This is a genomic window from Halomonas smyrnensis AAD6, assembly GCF_000265245.1.
GTDB lineage: Bacteria > Pseudomonadota > Gammaproteobacteria > Pseudomonadales > Halomonadaceae > Halomonas > Halomonas smyrnensis.
Map to the genome: position 1 here is coordinate 103,349 of NZ_AJKS02000009.1, position 16,704 is coordinate 120,052.

The 16,704-nt window shown below is 64.3% G+C and carries 13 protein-coding genes and 1 pseudogene; 9 read left to right on the forward strand and 5 right to left on the reverse strand.

The features are described 5' to 3' along the window. Positions 1-44 precede the first annotated feature (44 nt). Positions 45-1,235, reverse strand: coding sequence for an aromatic ring-hydroxylating oxygenase subunit alpha (locus UYS_RS0211415; RefSeq protein ID WP_016855643.1), 1,191 nt, complete (start codon positions 1,233-1,235; stop codon positions 45-47). Positions 1,236-1,588: 353 nt separating this feature from the next. On the opposite strand from UYS_RS0211415, the gene UYS_RS0211420 reads away from it, so the two are divergent. Both UYS_RS0211420 and UYS_RS0211425 read left to right on the forward strand, forming a co-directional pair. Beyond that, positions 1,589-3,280, forward strand: coding sequence for a BCCT family transporter (locus UYS_RS0211420; protein WP_016855644.1), 1,692 nt, complete (start codon positions 1,589-1,591; stop codon positions 3,278-3,280). A 142-nt stretch (positions 3,281-3,422) separates the two neighbouring features. Further along, on the forward strand, positions 3,423-4,595 hold the full coding sequence (locus UYS_RS0211425; RefSeq protein WP_272943088.1) for a M24 family metallopeptidase: 1,173 nt from the start codon (positions 3,423-3,425) through the stop codon (positions 4,593-4,595). Positions 4,596-4,690: 95 nt separating this feature from the next. Here UYS_RS0211425 and UYS_RS0211430 read toward each other — a convergent pair whose 3' ends face one another. Beyond that, complete coding sequence (locus UYS_RS0211430; RefSeq protein WP_016855646.1) at positions 4,691-5,617, reverse strand: LysR substrate-binding domain-containing protein; 927 nt, start codon at positions 5,615-5,617, stop codon at positions 4,691-4,693. A gap of 341 nt (positions 5,618-5,958) precedes the next feature. Then, on the reverse strand, positions 5,959-7,971 hold the full coding sequence (gene betT, locus UYS_RS0211435) for a choline BCCT transporter BetT (RefSeq protein ID WP_026068511.1): 2,013 nt from the start codon (positions 7,969-7,971) through the stop codon (positions 5,959-5,961). A 435-nt stretch (positions 7,972-8,406) separates the two neighbouring features. On the opposite strand from betT, the gene UYS_RS0211440 reads away from it, so the two are divergent. Continuing rightward, entirely contained in the window at positions 8,407-9,300 is an 894-nt protein-coding gene (locus tag UYS_RS0211440) for a LysR substrate-binding domain-containing protein (protein WP_016855648.1), read from the forward strand. Here UYS_RS0211440 and UYS_RS0211445 read toward each other — a convergent pair. After that, positions 9,267-10,208 carry a LysR family transcriptional regulator gene (locus UYS_RS0211445; RefSeq protein WP_026068512.1) on the reverse strand — a complete coding sequence of 314 codons (942 nt, stop codon included), beginning with the start codon at positions 10,206-10,208 and terminating at the stop codon, positions 9,267-9,269. The two genes, UYS_RS0211440 and UYS_RS0211445, sit on opposite strands and share 34 nt — an antisense overlap. Positions 10,209-10,308: 100 nt before the next feature. Here UYS_RS0211445 and UYS_RS0211450 point away from each other — a divergent pair, with 100 nt between their 5' ends. The 3 genes from UYS_RS0211450 to UYS_RS0211465 all read left to right on the forward strand — a co-directional run bounded on the left by UYS_RS0211450 (position 10,309) and on the right by UYS_RS0211465 (position 12,368). Beyond that, a complete protein-coding gene (locus UYS_RS0211450) occupies positions 10,309-11,184 on the forward strand; it encodes a HalD/BesD family halogenase (protein WP_016855650.1) in 876 nt (291 codons plus the stop codon). 2 nt (positions 11,185-11,186) lie between these two features. Continuing rightward, the gene (locus UYS_RS0211455; RefSeq protein ID WP_016855651.1) at positions 11,187-11,477 is read left to right on the forward strand and encodes a hypothetical protein; all 291 of its coding nucleotides are present in this window, start codon (positions 11,187-11,189) and stop codon (positions 11,475-11,477) included. Positions 11,478-11,723: 246 nt separating this feature from the next. Further along, positions 11,724-12,368, forward strand: a complete 645-nt coding sequence (locus tag UYS_RS0211465) for a TetR/AcrR family transcriptional regulator (protein ID WP_016855653.1) — start codon at positions 11,724-11,726, stop codon at positions 12,366-12,368. Between the two features lie 11 nt (positions 12,369-12,379). Here the strand turns inward: UYS_RS0211465 and UYS_RS0211470 are convergent, their stop codons facing one another. After that, positions 12,380-13,174 carry a pyrroline-5-carboxylate reductase family protein gene (locus UYS_RS0211470; protein ID WP_016855654.1) on the reverse strand — a complete coding sequence of 265 codons (795 nt, stop codon included), beginning with the start codon at positions 13,172-13,174 and terminating at the stop codon, positions 12,380-12,382. A 158-nt stretch (positions 13,175-13,332) separates the two neighbouring features. On the opposite strand from UYS_RS0211470, the gene UYS_RS0211475 reads away from it, so the two are divergent. From UYS_RS0211475 to UYS_RS19075, 3 genes and pseudogenes are all read left to right on the forward strand, one after another. Continuing rightward, entirely contained in the window at positions 13,333-15,384 is a 2,052-nt protein-coding gene (locus UYS_RS0211475) for an NADH:flavin oxidoreductase (RefSeq protein WP_016855655.1), read from the forward strand. A gap of 5 nt (positions 15,385-15,389) precedes the next feature. Further along, on the forward strand, positions 15,390-16,370 hold the full coding sequence (locus tag UYS_RS0211480) for an Ldh family oxidoreductase (protein ID WP_016855656.1): 981 nt from the start codon (positions 15,390-15,392) through the stop codon (positions 16,368-16,370). 107 nt (positions 16,371-16,477) lie between these two features. Continuing rightward, positions 16,478-16,658: pseudogene (locus UYS_RS19075) on the forward strand (hypothetical protein); the annotation flags it as partial. Positions 16,659-16,704 lie beyond the last annotated feature (46 nt).

The following is a 16,704-nucleotide window of genomic DNA, read 5'->3' on the forward strand; positions in this document are numbered from 1 at the left end:
TTAGCAACGTTTCTGACCAGACATTCTCGCAACAGGCTTGAGGTTCAAGCGGCCTCGACATCGCCGCGCACGCGACGCGCCACCCACTGGTGGAAGAAGTGAGTCGGGTGATCCAGCACCGGCGAGAAGACGCCGCCCTGGAAGCCCGGCGACTTACGACCGCGCTGCATGCCTTCCACGGCGCCGATGTCCTCGCCGAACACCACCCGCCAGGACTCCAGGGTCGAGGTGCGGCAGGCGGCATAGGCGTCCTGGGTCGCCTCGTCGCCCACGTAGTAGACCCGCAGGTGTTCGACAGTCTGGTTGGCGGAGACCGGCTCCAGCATCATGGCGAAGGCGTGGTCGGCCTGGATCCCCAGCAGCACGTTGGGGAAGAAGGAGATGTACTCGGCGTGCTCGAGCTTGTCCTGGGGCCAGGACGGGAACTTCGGCAACCGGGTCCCGGCCACGTTGGACAGCCGGTAGGCCAGGCTGCCCTGGCCGGAGAAATGCTCGCCGAACTGGATGTTGTAGTGATCCTCGAGGCGCGAGTAGCTGTTCAGGCTGGGGTGTACCCAAGGCAGGTGATAGCTCTCGCAGTAGTTTTCCACCGCCAGCTTCCAGTTGCAGTTGACGGTGATCTCCAGGTTGCCGCCCATGTTGACGCGACGCAGCAGGCCGAAGCCCTCGGCACCGATGAAGTCGCGCCAGCGGTTCTCCAGGGGCGCCACGTGGTCGGCGAAGTCGGGAGCCTGGCCGTCCAGATTGATGAACACCATGTCCATCCACACCGCGCTGCGTACCGGCTTGAGGCCGTGCTTCTCGCACTTGAAGCCCTCGACCTTGTGCTGGCCGACGCCACCGATGTGCGGAGTGCCCTTGAGGTTGCCGTCGAGATCATAGGTCCAGGAGTGGTAGGGGCAGCGGATCACCCCCTGTACCTCGCCTTCCTCGGCGATCAGTTGCATGCCGCGGTGGCTGCAGACGTTATGGAAGACCTGCGTCTCGCCGTCCTTGTTGCGCATCATCACCAGCGGCAGGCCCATGAAGTCAACCGGCTTGACGTAGCCGTTCTTGACCAGATCACTGGCGAAGCCCACGCAGGCCCAGGTACTGGCCATCAGGCGGTCGCGCTCGGCGGCGAAGAAGGCATCGCTAACATAGGCGGCGTTGGGCATGCCGGTGGCCTCGGCGATAGGAGCGAGCACGTCGTCGAGCTGCTGGGCGGGAATCAGGGATTGGGTCAGGTCGGTCATCTTGGCCTCCTCACGGGACAGGGGCGAGTCTTGGTCTGTTATGGCCCTACCGGGGGTTCCGGCTGGTGGAGGCAGTCTGGGAGCGCCGCGACACGGCGACAATCGATGATTCAGCATCAATTCATGATAAAAAATCATCTATTAGACGAATGGATAACTGCAAAATGTCGCCTTATCCTTTGATTCAGCGTGATTGCTTCTGGCTTTTTCGCCCCTCCTTGGAATGACAAAAACTCATTCGTTGATGACAAAAAATGGTTTGCTCGCCCCTCGCGCACCGCCCAGTCTGCGCAGCGGGCCACCCGGCCCATCCCCGACGTCCGACTGTCCAATAACAACGCGAGAGAGACGCCATGCGCTCATCCAATGGCCTGTTCAAGGGCCTCAACCCAACGGTGACCATCGCCTCGAAGGTGCTGGTCATCGGCTTCGTGATCTTCTGCGCCGTGCTCGCCGAACGGGCCGGCATCATCTTCCAGGAGGTGTCGACGGTCGTCCTCGACAATGCCAAGTGGTTCTATCTCGGACTGGTCAGCAGCGTGCTGGCCTTCCTGCTCTACCTGATGATCAGCCGCTTCGGCCATATCCGCCTGGGCAAGGACGACGAGCGTCCCGAGTTCAGCTTCGTCTCCTGGGTCAGCATGCTGTTCTCTGGCGGCATGGGCATCGGCCTGATCTTCTGGTCGGTGGCCGAGCCGATGTGGCACTACGCCGACAACCCCTTCACCGACGGTATGAGCGATGCGGCCGCCAGCGTGGCGATGCGCCTGACCTTCTTCCACTGGGGCCTGCATCCCTGGGCGATGTTCATCATCGTGGCCCTCGCGCTGGCCTACTTCTCCTACCGCAAGGGACTGCCGCTGACCCTGCGCTCGATTCTCTACCCCTTCATCGGCGAGCGCATCTACGGCCCCATCGGCCATACCGTGGACATCCTCACCGTGGCGATCACCGCCTTCGGCGTCTCCCAGTCGCTGGGCCTGGGGGTGATCCAGATGAATAGCGGCCTCCACAACGTCTTCGGCGTGGAGAACGGCATCGGCGTCCAGCTGACCATGATCGCCGTGATCACGCTCTTCGCCATCGCCTCGGTGATGTCCGGAGTGGGCCGCGGCATCCGCCGCCTCTCCGAGTGGAACATGCTTCTGTCGCTGGTCATCGTCGCTATCGTGCTGGCCATCGGCCCCACCCGCTACATCCTCAACACTCTGCTGCAGAGCACCGGCGACTACGCCGACCACCTGATCGGCATGAGCCTGTGGAGCGACGCCAACGCCGACAGCGGCTGGCAGAACTGGTGGACCGCCTTCTACTGGCCCTGGTGGATGACCTGGGCACCGTTCGTCGGCATGTTCATCGCCCGCATCTCCCGGGGACGTACCATCCGCGAGCTGATCGGCGGCGCCCTGCTGGTGCCGACCCTGGTGACCTTCGTCTGGATGTCGGTGTTCGGCGGCAGCGCGCTGTTCCAGGAGCAACAGGCGCGGCAGGCCCATGAGCAGGCCGTGGCCGAGGGGGCGATAGCGAGCGATGTCGACTTCGCCGGCGGGGAGGTGCTGAAGGCCACCCAGGAGGACACCACCCTGGCGCTGTTCACCCTCTTCGATGCCCTGGACCCGGGACTGCTGGGCAGCGTGCTGTCGATCCTGGCGGTGCTGCTGCTGGCCACCTACTTCATCACCTCGGCGGACTCCGGCACCTTGGTGCTGTGCACCCTGGACAGCGTCGGCAGTCCCGAGCCGCCTCAGCCGATCCGCGTGATCTGGGGCCTGGTGATCGGCTGCATTGCCGGCTCCCTGCTCTATGCCGGCGGCCTCAAGACGATCCAAACCGCCTCGATCATCGCCGGACTACCGATCGCCGTCTTCATCCTGGTGATGACCCTGAGCCTCTACCGCACCATGCGCCGGGAACCCATGGCCGCCGCCATGCTGCCGCCCCAGGCGCGTCCCGCTGACGCCGACCTGGATCATCACAGCGGGCGGACCGATCTCTCGCCGGCACGGGCCGGCAGTGAGCGAGCCGAGCCGATCCTCGAAACCTGAGGCCCTAGTCACCCAACCCAACGGCGGAGCCCGGCGACGGCCGGTGCTCTGCCATGCCGAGGTATAGACATGCGCCCCACCGAAGCGCCCCCACCCTCCTCGCGGGAGGCCCCCCCTCAAGGATCCGATCTCTGAGCCCACCCTGGAGGCGGCACGTCACTACCGACTAACTCGCGTCCGGGACCAGCTAAGGCGGCACGGCATATCCGCCATGCTGCTCTACGATCCGGTCAACATCCGCTACGCCACCGACGCCTCCAACATGCAGGTCTGGACCGCCCACAACCCCTCGCGCTACGCGCTGATCTTCGCCGAGGGTCCGGTGATTCTCTGGGAGTTCCATAACTGCGAACACCTTTGCGCGCACCTAGAGACCATCGATGAGGTCCGCGGAGCCATCAACTGGGGCTACTTCGGGGCAGGCCCAAGAGTCGAAGAGAAGGCGCGTCAATGGGCGGCCGAGATCGCCGACCTGCTGCGCCATCACGGCAGCGACCGCCCACGCCTGGCCGTGGACCGACTCGATCCGCAAGGTGCAGCGGCACTTAGCGCCGAAAGTATCGACCTGATCCAGGGCCAGCCTCTGATGGAACAGGCCCGCGCCATCAAATCGGCCGAGGAGCTCGAGCTGATCCGCTGGACGATCCGCGTGGCCGAGCGAGGTATCCAGCGCATGCACGATGAACTTAGACCGGGCATGGCGGAAAACGAGCTCTGGGCCTGGCTACACTTCGAGAACGTTCGCCATGGCGGTGAATGGCTGGAGACGCGGCTTCTCGCCTCCGGGCCGCGTACGAACCCCTGGATGCAGGAGTGCAGCGACCGGGTGATGCAGGAGGGCGAGCTGATCGCCTTCGATGCCGATCTGATCGGTCCCTACGGCTACTGTGCAGATATCTCGCGGACCTGGACCGTCGGCCATGTCCCGCCGAGCGACGCGCAGCGCCGTCTGTATCTCCTTGCTTATGAGCAGCTCCAGCACAACATGGCGCTGCTGCGGCCCGGGCTCGGCTTCCGGGAATTTTCGGAGAAGAGCTGGCCAATTCCCACCGAGTACCACCCCAACCGCTATTGCTGCGTGGCCCACGGCGTGGGACTGGCCGATGAGTATCCGGCCATCGCCCACCCAGGGCCGGACTGGTCGAGTAGCGGCTACGATGGCGTGTTCGAGGAGCACATGACCGTCTGTGTCGAGAGCTATATCGGCGCGCCAAACGGCCAGGAAGGCGTCAAGCTGGAGGAGCAGGTGCTGATCACCCGGCACGGCTGCGAGCCTTTATCCCGCTATCCCTTGGAGACGGACTGGCTGAACTGACAGCATGTATTCGAGGACCCGGCAGCCACCGGGTCCTTGTCGTCAAGCGGGTCGGGAAGAGCTCCCCTCATGTGTCGCCGACCACTCTCACCCACTCAAATCAATCCCAACTCGCCCACTTCCCTAGGGATGGTCTCGAGCAACCACTCCCGGAAGGCCTTGACCCCCCGGCGGTGCGACGGCGCCTCGCCGCGCTCGAGCAGGTAGAAGCGCGCCGGGGTACGCAACACCGTCTCTACTGGCCGCACCAGCTGGCCTCGTTCCAAATAGTCGTCCACCAGCTGGCTCCAGCCCAGCGCCACCCCCTGGTCCATCATCGCCGCCTGCACCAGCATCGAGTAGCTGTTGATGTTCAGCCGGCGTCGCGGAGGGCGTGCGATCACGTCGACCTCGGTGAACCACTGCTTCCAGCTCATCCAGTCCTGATCGGCATCCTCCAACGACAGCAGGGTGCAGTCGAGCAGCGCCTCGGGCCCCGAGAAGGGCCCGAACTTCTCCAGGTAGCTGGGGCTGCACACCGGGAAGGCCTCCTCGTGGAAGAGCGTGGTGGCCTGCATCGCGGGAGGGGGCGTGCGGCAGTAGAAAAGCGCGACGTCGCACTCCACGCGCGCCAGGTCGCGCAGCTGCTCAATGGTGACGATACGCAGTTCGATGTCATCGTGCTCACGCTGGAACTCGGCGATCTTGGGCAGCAACCACAGCGACGCCATGGCACTGGTGGTGGCCACAGTGAGCTGATGCATGCCCTGCCAGCTACGCACCTCGTCGGTGATACCGGCAATATCCACTAACGATTGGCGAATCGCCTGGGAGTAGCGATATCCCATGGCCGTTAGTTTGACGCTGCGATTAGCGCGCTCGAAAAGCGGCTTGCCAAGGTAGTTCTCAAGGCTTCGCACCTGTCGGCTGATCGCACCCTGCGTCACGTGCAGCTCGTCGGCAGCCAGCGTGAAGCTGAGGTGCCGGGCCGCCGACTCGAAGGCTACCAAGCTGTTCAGGGGAGGCAGGGGGCTAATTTTCATATCGTTGTAACGTCGACAATGTTCGAAGAAGGCGAACGAGTTTACGCCCGGCGCCCGAGTGACGCTATGAAGACACGCGGGCTTCTCTTGCTTCCGTTACCCCCACTCCTTCCTAACGCCAACCGCATCCTATTCGGTAGAGGCCATATCCGGAGTAGTCGGCACCGTTCTCGAGTCAGCTCCAGACGATCGCCATGGCCGGAACCCATGGCAACAACTGAGTGATCCGCCCCACTCCAAGTGAAAGCCGCCAGCATCACCATCAGATGACCCTGAGAAGATGCTAAGACGGCCGCCCACGTAAGCGCAGGCGGCCGCCGAGATCATCACAGCCGTCTTACCTAGCGAACCAGATGCAGGAAGTGCAGGTGCTTCTCATACTGATCGAGGATATCGCCGATCACCTGGGACTCGAGGTAGCCGACGATGCTGTACTTCTGTCCCCCTTCGCGCAGGAAGACCTCGGCGCGGTAGTGGCCACCATCTTCAGCGTTCGAGCGAGCCCCCAGGCCGCTGTAGGTGAACGACGGCGCCGCATAGGCGCGAGCCCGCACGCCATAGAAGAAGTCGGCCTCGTCGCCGTGACCCACACGCATGGTGCAGCGATCTTCCTCGCGAGTGATACGCACGTCCAGCGCCTGCTTCTCGAACTCCTTGGCCACCTCGCGCATGGCCGGCTCGACGGTGGCATCGAGGAAGTCGACCACCTGCTGGCGACCGGGCGAGGACACCAGCACACCGAGACGCTCCTGCCAGGAATAGTCCTGCTCCGATCCGATGCGTGACACGTGTCCGGGGGTGTTAGCCACGTGCTGAAGGCTGTCGCGTTTACAGGCCTCGATGCGCAGCGACTTGAAGAGTCCAAAGCCGACCAGCATCAGAATCGGCGCAAACGGCAGCGCCGAGGCCAGTGAGGCGGCCTGCAGTGCGGACAGCACATTGCTGCCCCCGGCCAGGATCAGCGCCGAAGCCACCAGCCCTTCTGCGACCGCCCAGAAGACGCGCTGCCAGACCGCCGGTTCACCATCGTCCTTGGCCGTGAGGGTGTCGATGACCAGCGAGCCCGAGTCGGACGACGTCACGAAGAAGGTGATGACCAACAGCGTCGCGACGACCGAGGAAATACTGGCCAGTGGCAGTGCATCCAGGAAATGGAAAAGTGAGGTGGCACTGTCGGCGAATACCTGATCGACCAGATTCGGCATGGCACCACTCATGAGCCCATGCAGGGCCGTATCACCGAACACGGTCAGCCACACGCAGGTCACGCCGACCGGCACGAAGATGACACCGAGCACGAACTCGCGGATCGAGCGGCCGCGGGATACGCGAGCCACGAACATGCCGACGAACGGTGACCAGGCGATAAACCACGCCCAGTAGAACAGCGTCCAGCCACCCATGAAGGATGCCGTCTCCTCGTCACCGACATAGGCGTAGATGTTGAACGTCATGTCGAGCGCAGAAGAGAGATAGGTACCGACGTTCTGGGCCAGCGACTGAAAGATGAACAGCGTCGGGCCAGTGACCGCGACGAACACCAGCAGGATCACCGCCAGGCGCAGATTCCACTCGGAGATTCGGCGAATACCGCCGTCGAGACCCGCCACGACAGAAAGGGTCGCGATCCCGGTCACCAGAGCAATCAGTCCCAGCTGCACCATGGGCCCGGTCGGGATATCGAACAGGTAGTTCAAGCCGGCATTGATCTGCATCACGCCAAGCCCCAGCGAGGTGGCGATGCCGAACATGGTGCCGAAAACGGCGAAGACGTCGACGGCATGTCCGATCGGACCTTGGATCCGCTTGCCGATCAGCGGATACAGGGCCGAGCTGATGCGCAGCGGCAGACCGTGACGAAAGCTGAAGTAGGCCAGCGCCAGCGCCACGATGGCATAGACGCCCCAGGCATGCATGCCCCAGTGGAAGAAGGCCAGGCGCATGGCATCGCGCGCCGCGGTCGGCGTCTCGGCCTCGCCCATCGGCGGGCCGGCGAAGTGGAAGACCGGCTCGGCCACACCATAGAAGATCAGACCGATCCCCATGCCAGCGGAAAACAGCATGGCGAACCAGGACACATAGCTGAAGTCTGGCTCGCTGTGATCAGGGCCGAGCTTGATCCGTCCATAGCGGCTGAAGGCCAGGATCAGTGCCAGCACCAGATAGATGCCCATGGCCAGCATGTAGAACCAACCGAAGGTTTCGATGATCCAGGCCTGCAGGGCGCCGAACCAGGCACCGGCGATGTCCGGCATCGCGACGGTGAAGATCACGAAGGCCAGGATGATGCCCGCTGAGGGATAAAAGACCGGTGGATTGATGCCGGCCACCGGGCCGGCCTCTTGTTTAGCCATAAAGCTCAATGAGTGGGTGAATGGAAGGCAAGCCGTCGCCACCGGGGGGATGACGCGCCGCTGCTCATGGCAAGACGCCCTGAGCGTCCTGTCAGACTTGGCGTCCGGGCTTCGAGCGCTTTTCGGGCCGTAGTTTTCTCGCCCAGATCAAAACGCCGAGGGGCGGCATCGCTGGCATCGGCAGGGACGGGAAATCGTCACGCTGGTGATGCTGCCGGGAATCGTGTTGACGTGACATGAGCACTTCTCCTCTTTCGATGGGCTCGGTATCACGATGGAGCGCTTCTCATCGCGATCACGAGGTACTGGCTCGACACCTTTTCGCGGCGGGCCCGCGTAGCGATCCAGAACACGCAGGCGGTGGCAGCGCGCATTCTCGACGACGCCTGCGTATCATAGAAACGAAGTTTCTTGATAACGCCATCGGAGTTCGTGATGACCGTTCCCAATACCCAACGACCGCTGGATCTCGTCCTGCTAAGGACCTTCATCAGCGTGGTGGATCAGGGGGGCTTCACCGCCGCCGCGGAGCAGCAGCACATGGCGCAGTCCACGGTCAGCGCCCATATGAAGCGTCTGGAAGAGCTTTTCGATTGCCGTCTTCTACAGCGGGGCCAACGGGCCGCGACGCCGACACCTGCGGGGGAACGACTGCTGGCCCATGCCCGACAGATGCTGCGGCAGAATGCGCTGGCCTGGCAGGACGTTCGAGAACAGCGGCTGGATGGCGTGGTGCGACTCGGCATTCCCGACGATTACCTCGTGTATCTCCCGGAGGCACTGTCGGCGTTCGAGGACCGTTTCCCCGGGGTCGAACTGGAAGTGCACTGTGGTCTGAGCGTCGACCTGGTACAGGACGTCCGCTCCGGCGCCCTGGACCTGGCGATCGCTACCCGGCAACCCAACAGCCCCGGCGGTGAGATACTGCGACGTGAACCCATGATCTGGGCGGGGGCATCAGGCCATGAGACCCATGCCAGGAAGCCCCTGCCCCTGGCGGTGTCACGCGAAGGCGTCTGTATCTTTCGTGAGCGCGCCATCGCCGCCCTCGAAGCCGCCGGCATAGCCTGGCGCATCGCCTATGCCAGCACCAGCCTGGCGGGGCTGTCCGCTGCGGTACGGGCTGGGCTAGCGGTGACGGTGCTGACACCCTCGATGATCGGACCCGGTCTGCGCGCCCTCGAACACAACGGGGAGCTGCCCGAGCTGCCGACCACAGACATCACCCTGCATCGACGCCCGGGTCAGCCCAGCGAGGCAGCACGACAGCTGGCGGCCCAGCTGCATGCCCACATTCAGGAACGCCCGGTCCGAGACGATAGGCAATAGCGGTCGATATCGGCGTCGATATCAGCCGCCATGGCCTCCACCAGGCGCCCTGCCCGTGACAGCTCACCGCCTTCGTCACTCGTGTAGCGAGCCCTCCACTCGAAGGTGATGGGCGTCACATCCAGCTCGACGGCGCGCAATCTCTCCGCCCAGGCCGACATCGTCACGCAGAAGGACGGCAAGATGGACACCCCATCCCCCCTCGCCACCAGCTGGCAGATCAGCTCCGTGGATTCGACCCGCGATACACCGGTCGGAAACCGCCGTCCCCTCTCGAAAAAGAGGTCATACTCCCATCCCGCCTCAGGCCTCAGGCCATAGGTCAGGAATCGCTCACCATGAAAGTCCTCCGGGCTCATCCGCTCCCGCGCCGCTAAATGAGACCCCGCCCCGACAACCGCCACAAGACGATCGCGCAGCAAGCCCCGACTGTCGAGATTCGGTACTGCCATGGCACCCGGCAGCAACACAAGGTCCGCGACGTCACTGCCGAGCGGTGATGCGGGGCGCTCGCTGGGCACACGCACGAATTCCAGATCCAGACTCGGCTCCATCCGACTTCCCAGCCGCAGCAGCATCGAGGCCAACCCCGACGGGTCGAAGTGCGTCCAGGCCACCCGTACACGATTGGCACTGCGCTTGTCTTGCCAGATGGCATCAGACTCCGCCGACTGCAGCAGTGGCGTCGCCACGCGTGCCGCCGCGGCAATCGTCTCCCCGGCTTCGGTCAGTACCAGCCCCCGCCCCTGCTTGACCGCCAGACGCACGCCGAGGCGGCGCTCGGCCTCGCTCAAACGCTGGCTGGCCGCCGACTGAGTGATATTCAGCGACGCCGCCGCCAGGGTGATCGAGCCGGAATCCTTGAGAGCCGCCAGCAGCAGCCAGTGAGTACGCTCCAGCATATTCATTAGAAAACCTTATGCTTTTTACTGTATTTCCCATTTTATATCGCCACTGTAGCGAAATTACTATAAGCATCACTGAATCATCTCCCACAAGGAGCTCACCATGTCGTCTGCTCAGCAACAAGCCAAGAACGCCCTCATTCCCGGTATTGACTGCATCGATCTCGAGGCCTGGCCCATCGATCGCCCCGACAGCGAGGCCTACCAGGCACGCATCGCCGAGATTCGTGAGGCACTGAACGACAAGGGCTGCGCGCGCATCGATGGATTCATTCGTCCGGAGTATCACGACCGACTGGAAGCGGAAGTCGCCGGCATCGCCGACAAGGCTCACTTCTCCCACGGACAAATCACCCCTTACTTCAACAGCGACGAGCCGTCGCTGCCGGAAGATCATCCGCGTCGGCGCTTCTCGGCCTTTTCGAACGCCTTCGTGGCCATGGACTGGTTTCCCGAAGAGGGCCTATGCCTCGGCCTCTATCGTCACCCGGCTTTCCAGCGCTTCGTCACCGACTGCCTCGAGGAAACTCAGCTCTATACCTTCGATGATCCTCTGGCCGGTGTGGTCGCGAACATCATGCCGGAAGGTTCCTCGCTGCCATGGCACTACGACACCAACGAATTCATCGTCAGCCTGCTGACGAAGAGACCACTCAGCGGTGGAGAGTTCGAGTACTGCCCCGACCTGCGCGAGCCAGGGGACGAGCACTACGACGATGTCAAGGACGTACTCGACGGTCAGCGTGACAAGGTCAAGACCCTGTTGCTCGAGCTTGGTGACCTGCAGATCTTCAAGGGGCGCTTCTCCATGCACCGCGTCGTCGAAGGCAAGGGCGAGCGTCACACGGCCATCTTCGGCTACGCCAAGGAGCCGGGCTTTATCGGCCGAGTCGAGCGTACCCAACAGGTCCATGGTCGCGTCCTGCAGGCCCACATCGATGCGGAGAAGAACGCACGCAGTGACGGTCTGGACGACTGATCATGGAACTGGACTGGCACATGCAACGTAGTGATCTGGCCGGCGCCGGCCAGATCGAACTCGATGCAGAGAAAATCGACGTGGATGAGAGTGCCCTCACGCTGGGCCGCCTGCGGCGAGTGCGGGAACAGATGCGGCGCTTCGATATCGAGGCGCAGATGCTCAACGAGCCCGTCAATGTCCGCTACGCATGCGGCGCTCGCAACATGCAGGTCTTTTCCGCCCGCAACGGCATGGCCCGCTATCAGCTGGTGATGTGCCAGAGGAAGTTGCCGCCCTCGTCGCTTTCCTAGCCGCCGAGCTGGTTAACCACGCTCGGCGCCTCCACCGCCAGGGAGAAGGAGGTCAAGGCGAATCCCGGCATCAGCAAGAACCCGATTCGGCGAGGGCTGCCCGAAGACGCCTGTCTGATACTCATGATGTATTCTCCGTGAACCGCAGTGTGACTGAGGGGATCGCATCCGCGACCGAATGTACATTAACTCGACACCGCTGTACTCTTCGGATTCATTCGCCTAGAACCGGAGCCCGATTCCGCGATGCCCCCCGACGACCGCCATGAAACCCGATGGAAGGGCTCTCGCGAGGCCTGGCTCGATGCCGCCTTCGAGCTGCTGCTCGAATCTGGCGTGGGCAGCGTGCGCATCCTGCCTCTGGCCAAGCGGCTCAATGTGTCCCGCACCAGCTTCTACTGGTTCTTCAAGGATCGCGAGGCGCTGCTCGATGCCCTGATCGAGCGCTGGCGAGAGAAGAACACCCGGGGTCTGGTGACCCAGACCGAGGCCTATGCCGACAACATCGTCGAGGCGATCCTCAATGTCTTCGACTGCTGGCTGGATCCGACCCTGTTCGACGCCCAGCTGGAATTCGCGATCCGCAGCTGGGCCCTGCAATCCAACGCCGTCGCCCGGGAGATCGATGCGGCCGATGAGATTCGCATCGAAGCGCTGACGCGCATGTTCGAGGCGCACGGCTACGCGCCGCTGGCCGCCAACGTGCGCGGCCGCACCATCTATCTCACCCAGATCGGCTACATCTCGATGAAGACCCAGGAAACGCTGGAGACTCGCATGCAGCGCATGCCCGACTACGTCGAGATTTTCACCGGACGGACCCCGCCGCCGGGCGAACTGCGCCGTTTCCATGCCCGGCATGGCTATGAACCCTCTGCGCGGGACCGTTGAGCCCATTGCCGCTATTCCTCCCCACGCGCGGCTCGGTAGGCCTCGTCGAGGCCTCGATGTACCACCCGCTCGAGGCCGCCATCGATCATGCTGCGCAGGCCCTTGGCCGTGGTGCCTTCATAGGCGATCAGCCGTTCGACCATCTCCCCGGGATCGACGCCCTCACGCTCCAGCAGCAGCGATCCCCCCACCAGGGTCTCGATGACGGCTTCACGTGCGATCTCGTCGTGGATCCCCGCCTGCCTCGCATGCGTCAGCAGCGCCTGGGCGAGTAACGCCGGATAGGCCGGCCCCGCGCCACTCAGGGCGGTGAGGTAGTCCAGATCGCGCTCCGAGGGCACCTCCCTCGCCGTACCGCAGCTCGCGAGCAGGGTCTGCGCGAGTCGTCGGTCGTCACCATCGACCTCCGAGTCGGCATACCAGGGGAAATAGGCCCGACGCAGCTCCGCCGCCGCGTTCGGCATCGCCCTGACCACACGTCGGCTGCCCACCCGCTCGACGATCGCCTCCAGCGAGGTCATCGCCAGCAGCGAGATCACCAGCTTGCCGTGCGCGTCGACCTCGATGGCGTCCAGATCCTGCGGCCGCACGGAGAGCACGACGACATCCACCCGGTCGACCAGCGCCTGATTGTCGTCGAGGCAGCGCACCCCGGGCCAGTCGCGAAATGCCTCGCCTTGCACCGTGCGGGACGAGATCAACAGATGCTCCGCGGGCCAATCGCCACTCTCCAGCAGTGCCATGCCGAGGGATCGTCCCATCCAGCCCTGCCCTCCGATGATGCCGATCACAGTGTCCTGCGCCATGGCCCAGTCTCCTTCCGATGATGTATGACGGCGCCGTCGCGGTGCTTCGCCAGGGTCGTTACCGACACGAATGTACATTCATGTACATTTGATTGACAACAATGTACAGGCGCACCTACCTTGATCGAGCCGACACACAACAAGACAGAGGCCCGGCCATGGCGAACGACCCGCTGCTGCAGCCCTACCGGCTCAAGCACCTGACCCTCAAGAACCGCCTGATGATGACGTCCCACGAGCCCGCCTACCCCGAAGACGGCATGCCCAAGGCGCTTTACCGGGAGTATCACGCCGAGCGTGCACGGGCCGGCATCGGCCTGACCATGACGGCCGGCTCCGCGGCGGTGGCCAAGGACAGCCCGCCGGTGTTCAACAACATCCTGGCCTACAAGGACGAGGTGGTGCCCTGGATGCGTGAACTAACCGATGCCTGCCACGAGCACGGCACCGCGGTAATGATCCAGCTGACACATCTGGGCCGCCGCACACGCTGGGACAAGGGCGACTGGCTGCCGGCGGTGTCGGCCTCCCATCGTCGCGAGGCTTCGCACCGCGCCTTTCCCAAACAGGTCGAGAACTGGGACATCGAGCGACTGATCCGCGACTACGCCGATGCCGCAGAGCGCATGCACGCCGCCGGCCTCGACGGCATCGAGCTGCAGGCCTACGGCCACCTCATGGACCAGTTCTGGTCTCCGCTGACCAACACTCTCGAAGGGCCCTATGGCGGCGAACTGGATAACCGGCTGCGCTTCACCTTCGAGGTGCTGAGCGCCATCCGCCAGCGCGTCGGCGAGGACTTCATCGTCGGGGTACGCTACACCGGCGACGAGATGCTGGACGGAGGCCTCAGCGCCGACGACGGCTTCGAGATTTCCCGGCGCCTGAAGGATAGCGGCCTGATCGACTTCCTCAACGTGGTGCGTGGGCATATCGACACTGACCCCGGGCTCACCGACGTCATCCCCGTGCAGGGCATGCCCAGCGCCCCGCATCTGGACTTCGCCGGCGAGATCCGCCGCCGGGTCGACTTCCCGACCTTCCACGGCGCCAAGATCCAGGACGTGGCCACGGCCCGCCACGCCATCGCCGCCGGCAAGGCCGACATGATCGGCATGACCCGCGCCCACATGGCCGACCCGCATCTGGTGCGCAAGCTGATGGAGGGCCGCGAGGAGGAGATCCGCCCCTGCGTCGGCGCCAACTACTGCCTCGACCGCATCTACCAGGGCGGCGCCGCCTACTGCATCCACAACGCCGCCACCGGCCGCGAGACCACCATGCCGCACACCATCCCCAGGGCCGAGGCCTCGCGGCGTATCGTGATCATCGGGGCGGGCCCAGCGGGACTCGAGGCGGCGCGGGTAGCGGGTGAACGCGGCCACCGCGTGACGGTGCTGGAGGCCGCCAGCGACGCCGGCGGCCAGGTGCGCCTCACCGCCCAGAGCGAGCGCCGCCGCGAAATGATGGGCATCATCGACTGGCGCCTGGCGCAATGCGACAAGCTGGGCGTGGAAATTCGCTACAACGTCTGGGCCGAAGTCGAGGACGTGCTCGCCGAGTCGCCGGATGCGGTGATCGTGGCCACCGGCGGCTACCCACAAGACGAGCTCCCGAAGATCGGCCACGAACTGGTGATCAACACCTGGGACGTCATCTCCGGGCACGTGGCCCCGGGCAAGCGGGTGCTGCTGTTCGACGAGACCGGCGACAACGCCGCCATGCAAGCCGCGGAAATCATCGCCACAACCGGTGCCGAACTCGAGATCATGACCCCGGACCGCACCTTCGCGGCCGACATCATGGCCATGAACCTGGTGCCCTACATGCGCGCCCTGCAGCGCCCCAACGTCACCTTCACATCCACCTACCGGCTGAAATCCGTGGAGCGCGACGGCGACGCGCTGCTGGCCCGCATCACCAGCGACTACGCCCTTCCGGATGGGCAGGAGCTGGCCCAGGAGCGGCGCATCGATCAGGTGGTAGTCAACTATGGCATCACGCCGCTGTCCGACATCTACTTCGAACTCAAGCCGCACTCCTGCAACGGCGGCGCGGTGGACTATGACGACCTGATCCTCGGTCGTCCGCAGACGATGGTCCGCAACGGCGGCGACGGCTTCCAGCTGTTCCGCATCGGCGATGCCGTGGCCTCGCGCAACACCCATGCCGCCATCTACGACGCCCTGCGGCTGGTCAAGGACCTGTGACGACCATGTATCGATCGACACTCACCCTGGCCGAGGCGGAAACCCTCGCCGAACGTGCCTGCCTCGGCGCCGGTGCCAGCGCCGCCAGCGCACGCTCGCTGGCCAGGGCCACGGTAGCGGCCGAGGCGTACGGGCGGCCCGTCGTGGGCCTCGCCCACCTGCTGGACTATCTGCCGAGCTTCCAGTCAGGACTCATCAACGGCCAGGCCTCGCCCACGCTCAACTCGCCCCTGCCCGCCATCCTCCACTCCGATGCGGATGGCGGCATCGCCCAACTCGGCTTCGACCAAGCCTTACCGACGCTGGTCGAGCGCACGCGCCGACTCGGGGTGACGCTCTTCACCCAGGGCAACGGCTTCACCACCGGCGAGCTGGGCGACTACGCCCGCCGCCTGGCCCTGGAAGGGCTGATCGCCCTGGCCGTGTCCAACAGTCCGGCCGTGCTTGCCGGCAGCGCCGACAGCCGGGCCGTGTTCGGCACCAATCCGATGGCCTTCGCCGCGCCGCTGGCCGATCCAAGCGCCCCGCTGCTCATCGACCAGGCCTCCAGCGCCACGGCCTTCGTCAACCTGGTCCGTTCCGCCGACGAGGGGCGGCCCATCCCCGAAGGCTGGGCCGTCGACGACCGAGGGCGCCCCACCACCGATGCCCGAGCCGCCCTGAAGGGCACGCTGCTGGCCTTCGGCGGGGCCAAGGGTGCCAACGTCGCGCTGATGGTCGAGTGTCTGGCGGCCGGTGTGTCCGGTGCGGCCTGGTCGATGGACATGACCGACTTCCGAGACGAACAGCGGCGCGTAGACGCAGGCATGACGATCATCAGCATCCTGCCCACGGCCATCGATGATGACTTCTCCGCGCGCCTGACCCGCCAGCTCGATCGGATCGCCGAAAGCGGCACCCATGTGCCCGGTCGGCGGAGCGCGGCGGACGCTATCGGTATCGACGTCGACACAGCCGTGCTCGAGGCGCTCCAACGCTACGCGTGAGCGGCGCGGTGCTGTGTGAACTTCATTCAGGATACCCCTCAACACAGGGGAAACTCCGTCCAGCAGTCACTCCTCCGGGCTGGCTCCCGACTTGCACTGCATGTTGACTGTACAAGCACCATATCCCGCAGAAGACGCTGCACCATCAAACACCAGTGGAAACGATGAAAGAATGGCCGGCCAAACGTCCGATGCTGTTTCACCAAGCGGATAACCGATCACCGAGGACTCCCCCCGCAAACTGTCTCGTCGATCAGAGGCTCTTGGGTTCGCTCCTCAGCCCCTTGATGACCGCGAAGCAGGCCGCCAGCAGCACCAACGTGAACGGCAGCCC

Coding starts and splice junctions, on each gene's coding strand:
- UYS_RS0211415 (WP_016855643.1), bottom strand. CDS start 1,235: ATGACCGACCTGACCCAATCCCTGATTCCCGCCCAGCAGCTCGACGAC.
- UYS_RS0211420 (WP_016855644.1), top strand. CDS start 1,589: ATGCGCTCATCCAATGGCCTGTTCAAGGGCCTCAACCCAACGGTGACC.
- UYS_RS0211430 (WP_016855646.1), bottom strand. CDS start 5,617: ATGAAAATTAGCCCCCTGCCTCCCCTGAACAGCTTGGTAGCCTTCGAG.
- betT (WP_026068511.1), bottom strand. CDS start 7,971: ATGGCTAAACAAGAGGCCGGCCCGGTGGCCGGCATCAATCCACCGGTC.
- UYS_RS0211440 (WP_016855648.1), top strand. CDS start 8,407: ATGACCGTTCCCAATACCCAACGACCGCTGGATCTCGTCCTGCTAAGG.
- UYS_RS0211445 (WP_026068512.1), bottom strand. CDS start 10,208: ATGAATATGCTGGAGCGTACTCACTGGCTGCTGCTGGCGGCTCTCAAG.
- UYS_RS0211450 (WP_016855650.1), top strand. CDS start 10,309: ATGTCGTCTGCTCAGCAACAAGCCAAGAACGCCCTCATTCCCGGTATT.
- UYS_RS0211455 (WP_016855651.1), top strand. CDS start 11,187: ATGGAACTGGACTGGCACATGCAACGTAGTGATCTGGCCGGCGCCGGC.
- UYS_RS0211465 (WP_016855653.1), top strand. CDS start 11,724: ATGCCCCCCGACGACCGCCATGAAACCCGATGGAAGGGCTCTCGCGAG.
- UYS_RS0211470 (WP_016855654.1), bottom strand. CDS start 13,174: ATGGCGCAGGACACTGTGATCGGCATCATCGGAGGGCAGGGCTGGATG.
- UYS_RS0211475 (WP_016855655.1), top strand. CDS start 13,333: ATGGCGAACGACCCGCTGCTGCAGCCCTACCGGCTCAAGCACCTGACC.
- UYS_RS0211480 (WP_016855656.1), top strand. CDS start 15,390: ATGTATCGATCGACACTCACCCTGGCCGAGGCGGAAACCCTCGCCGAA.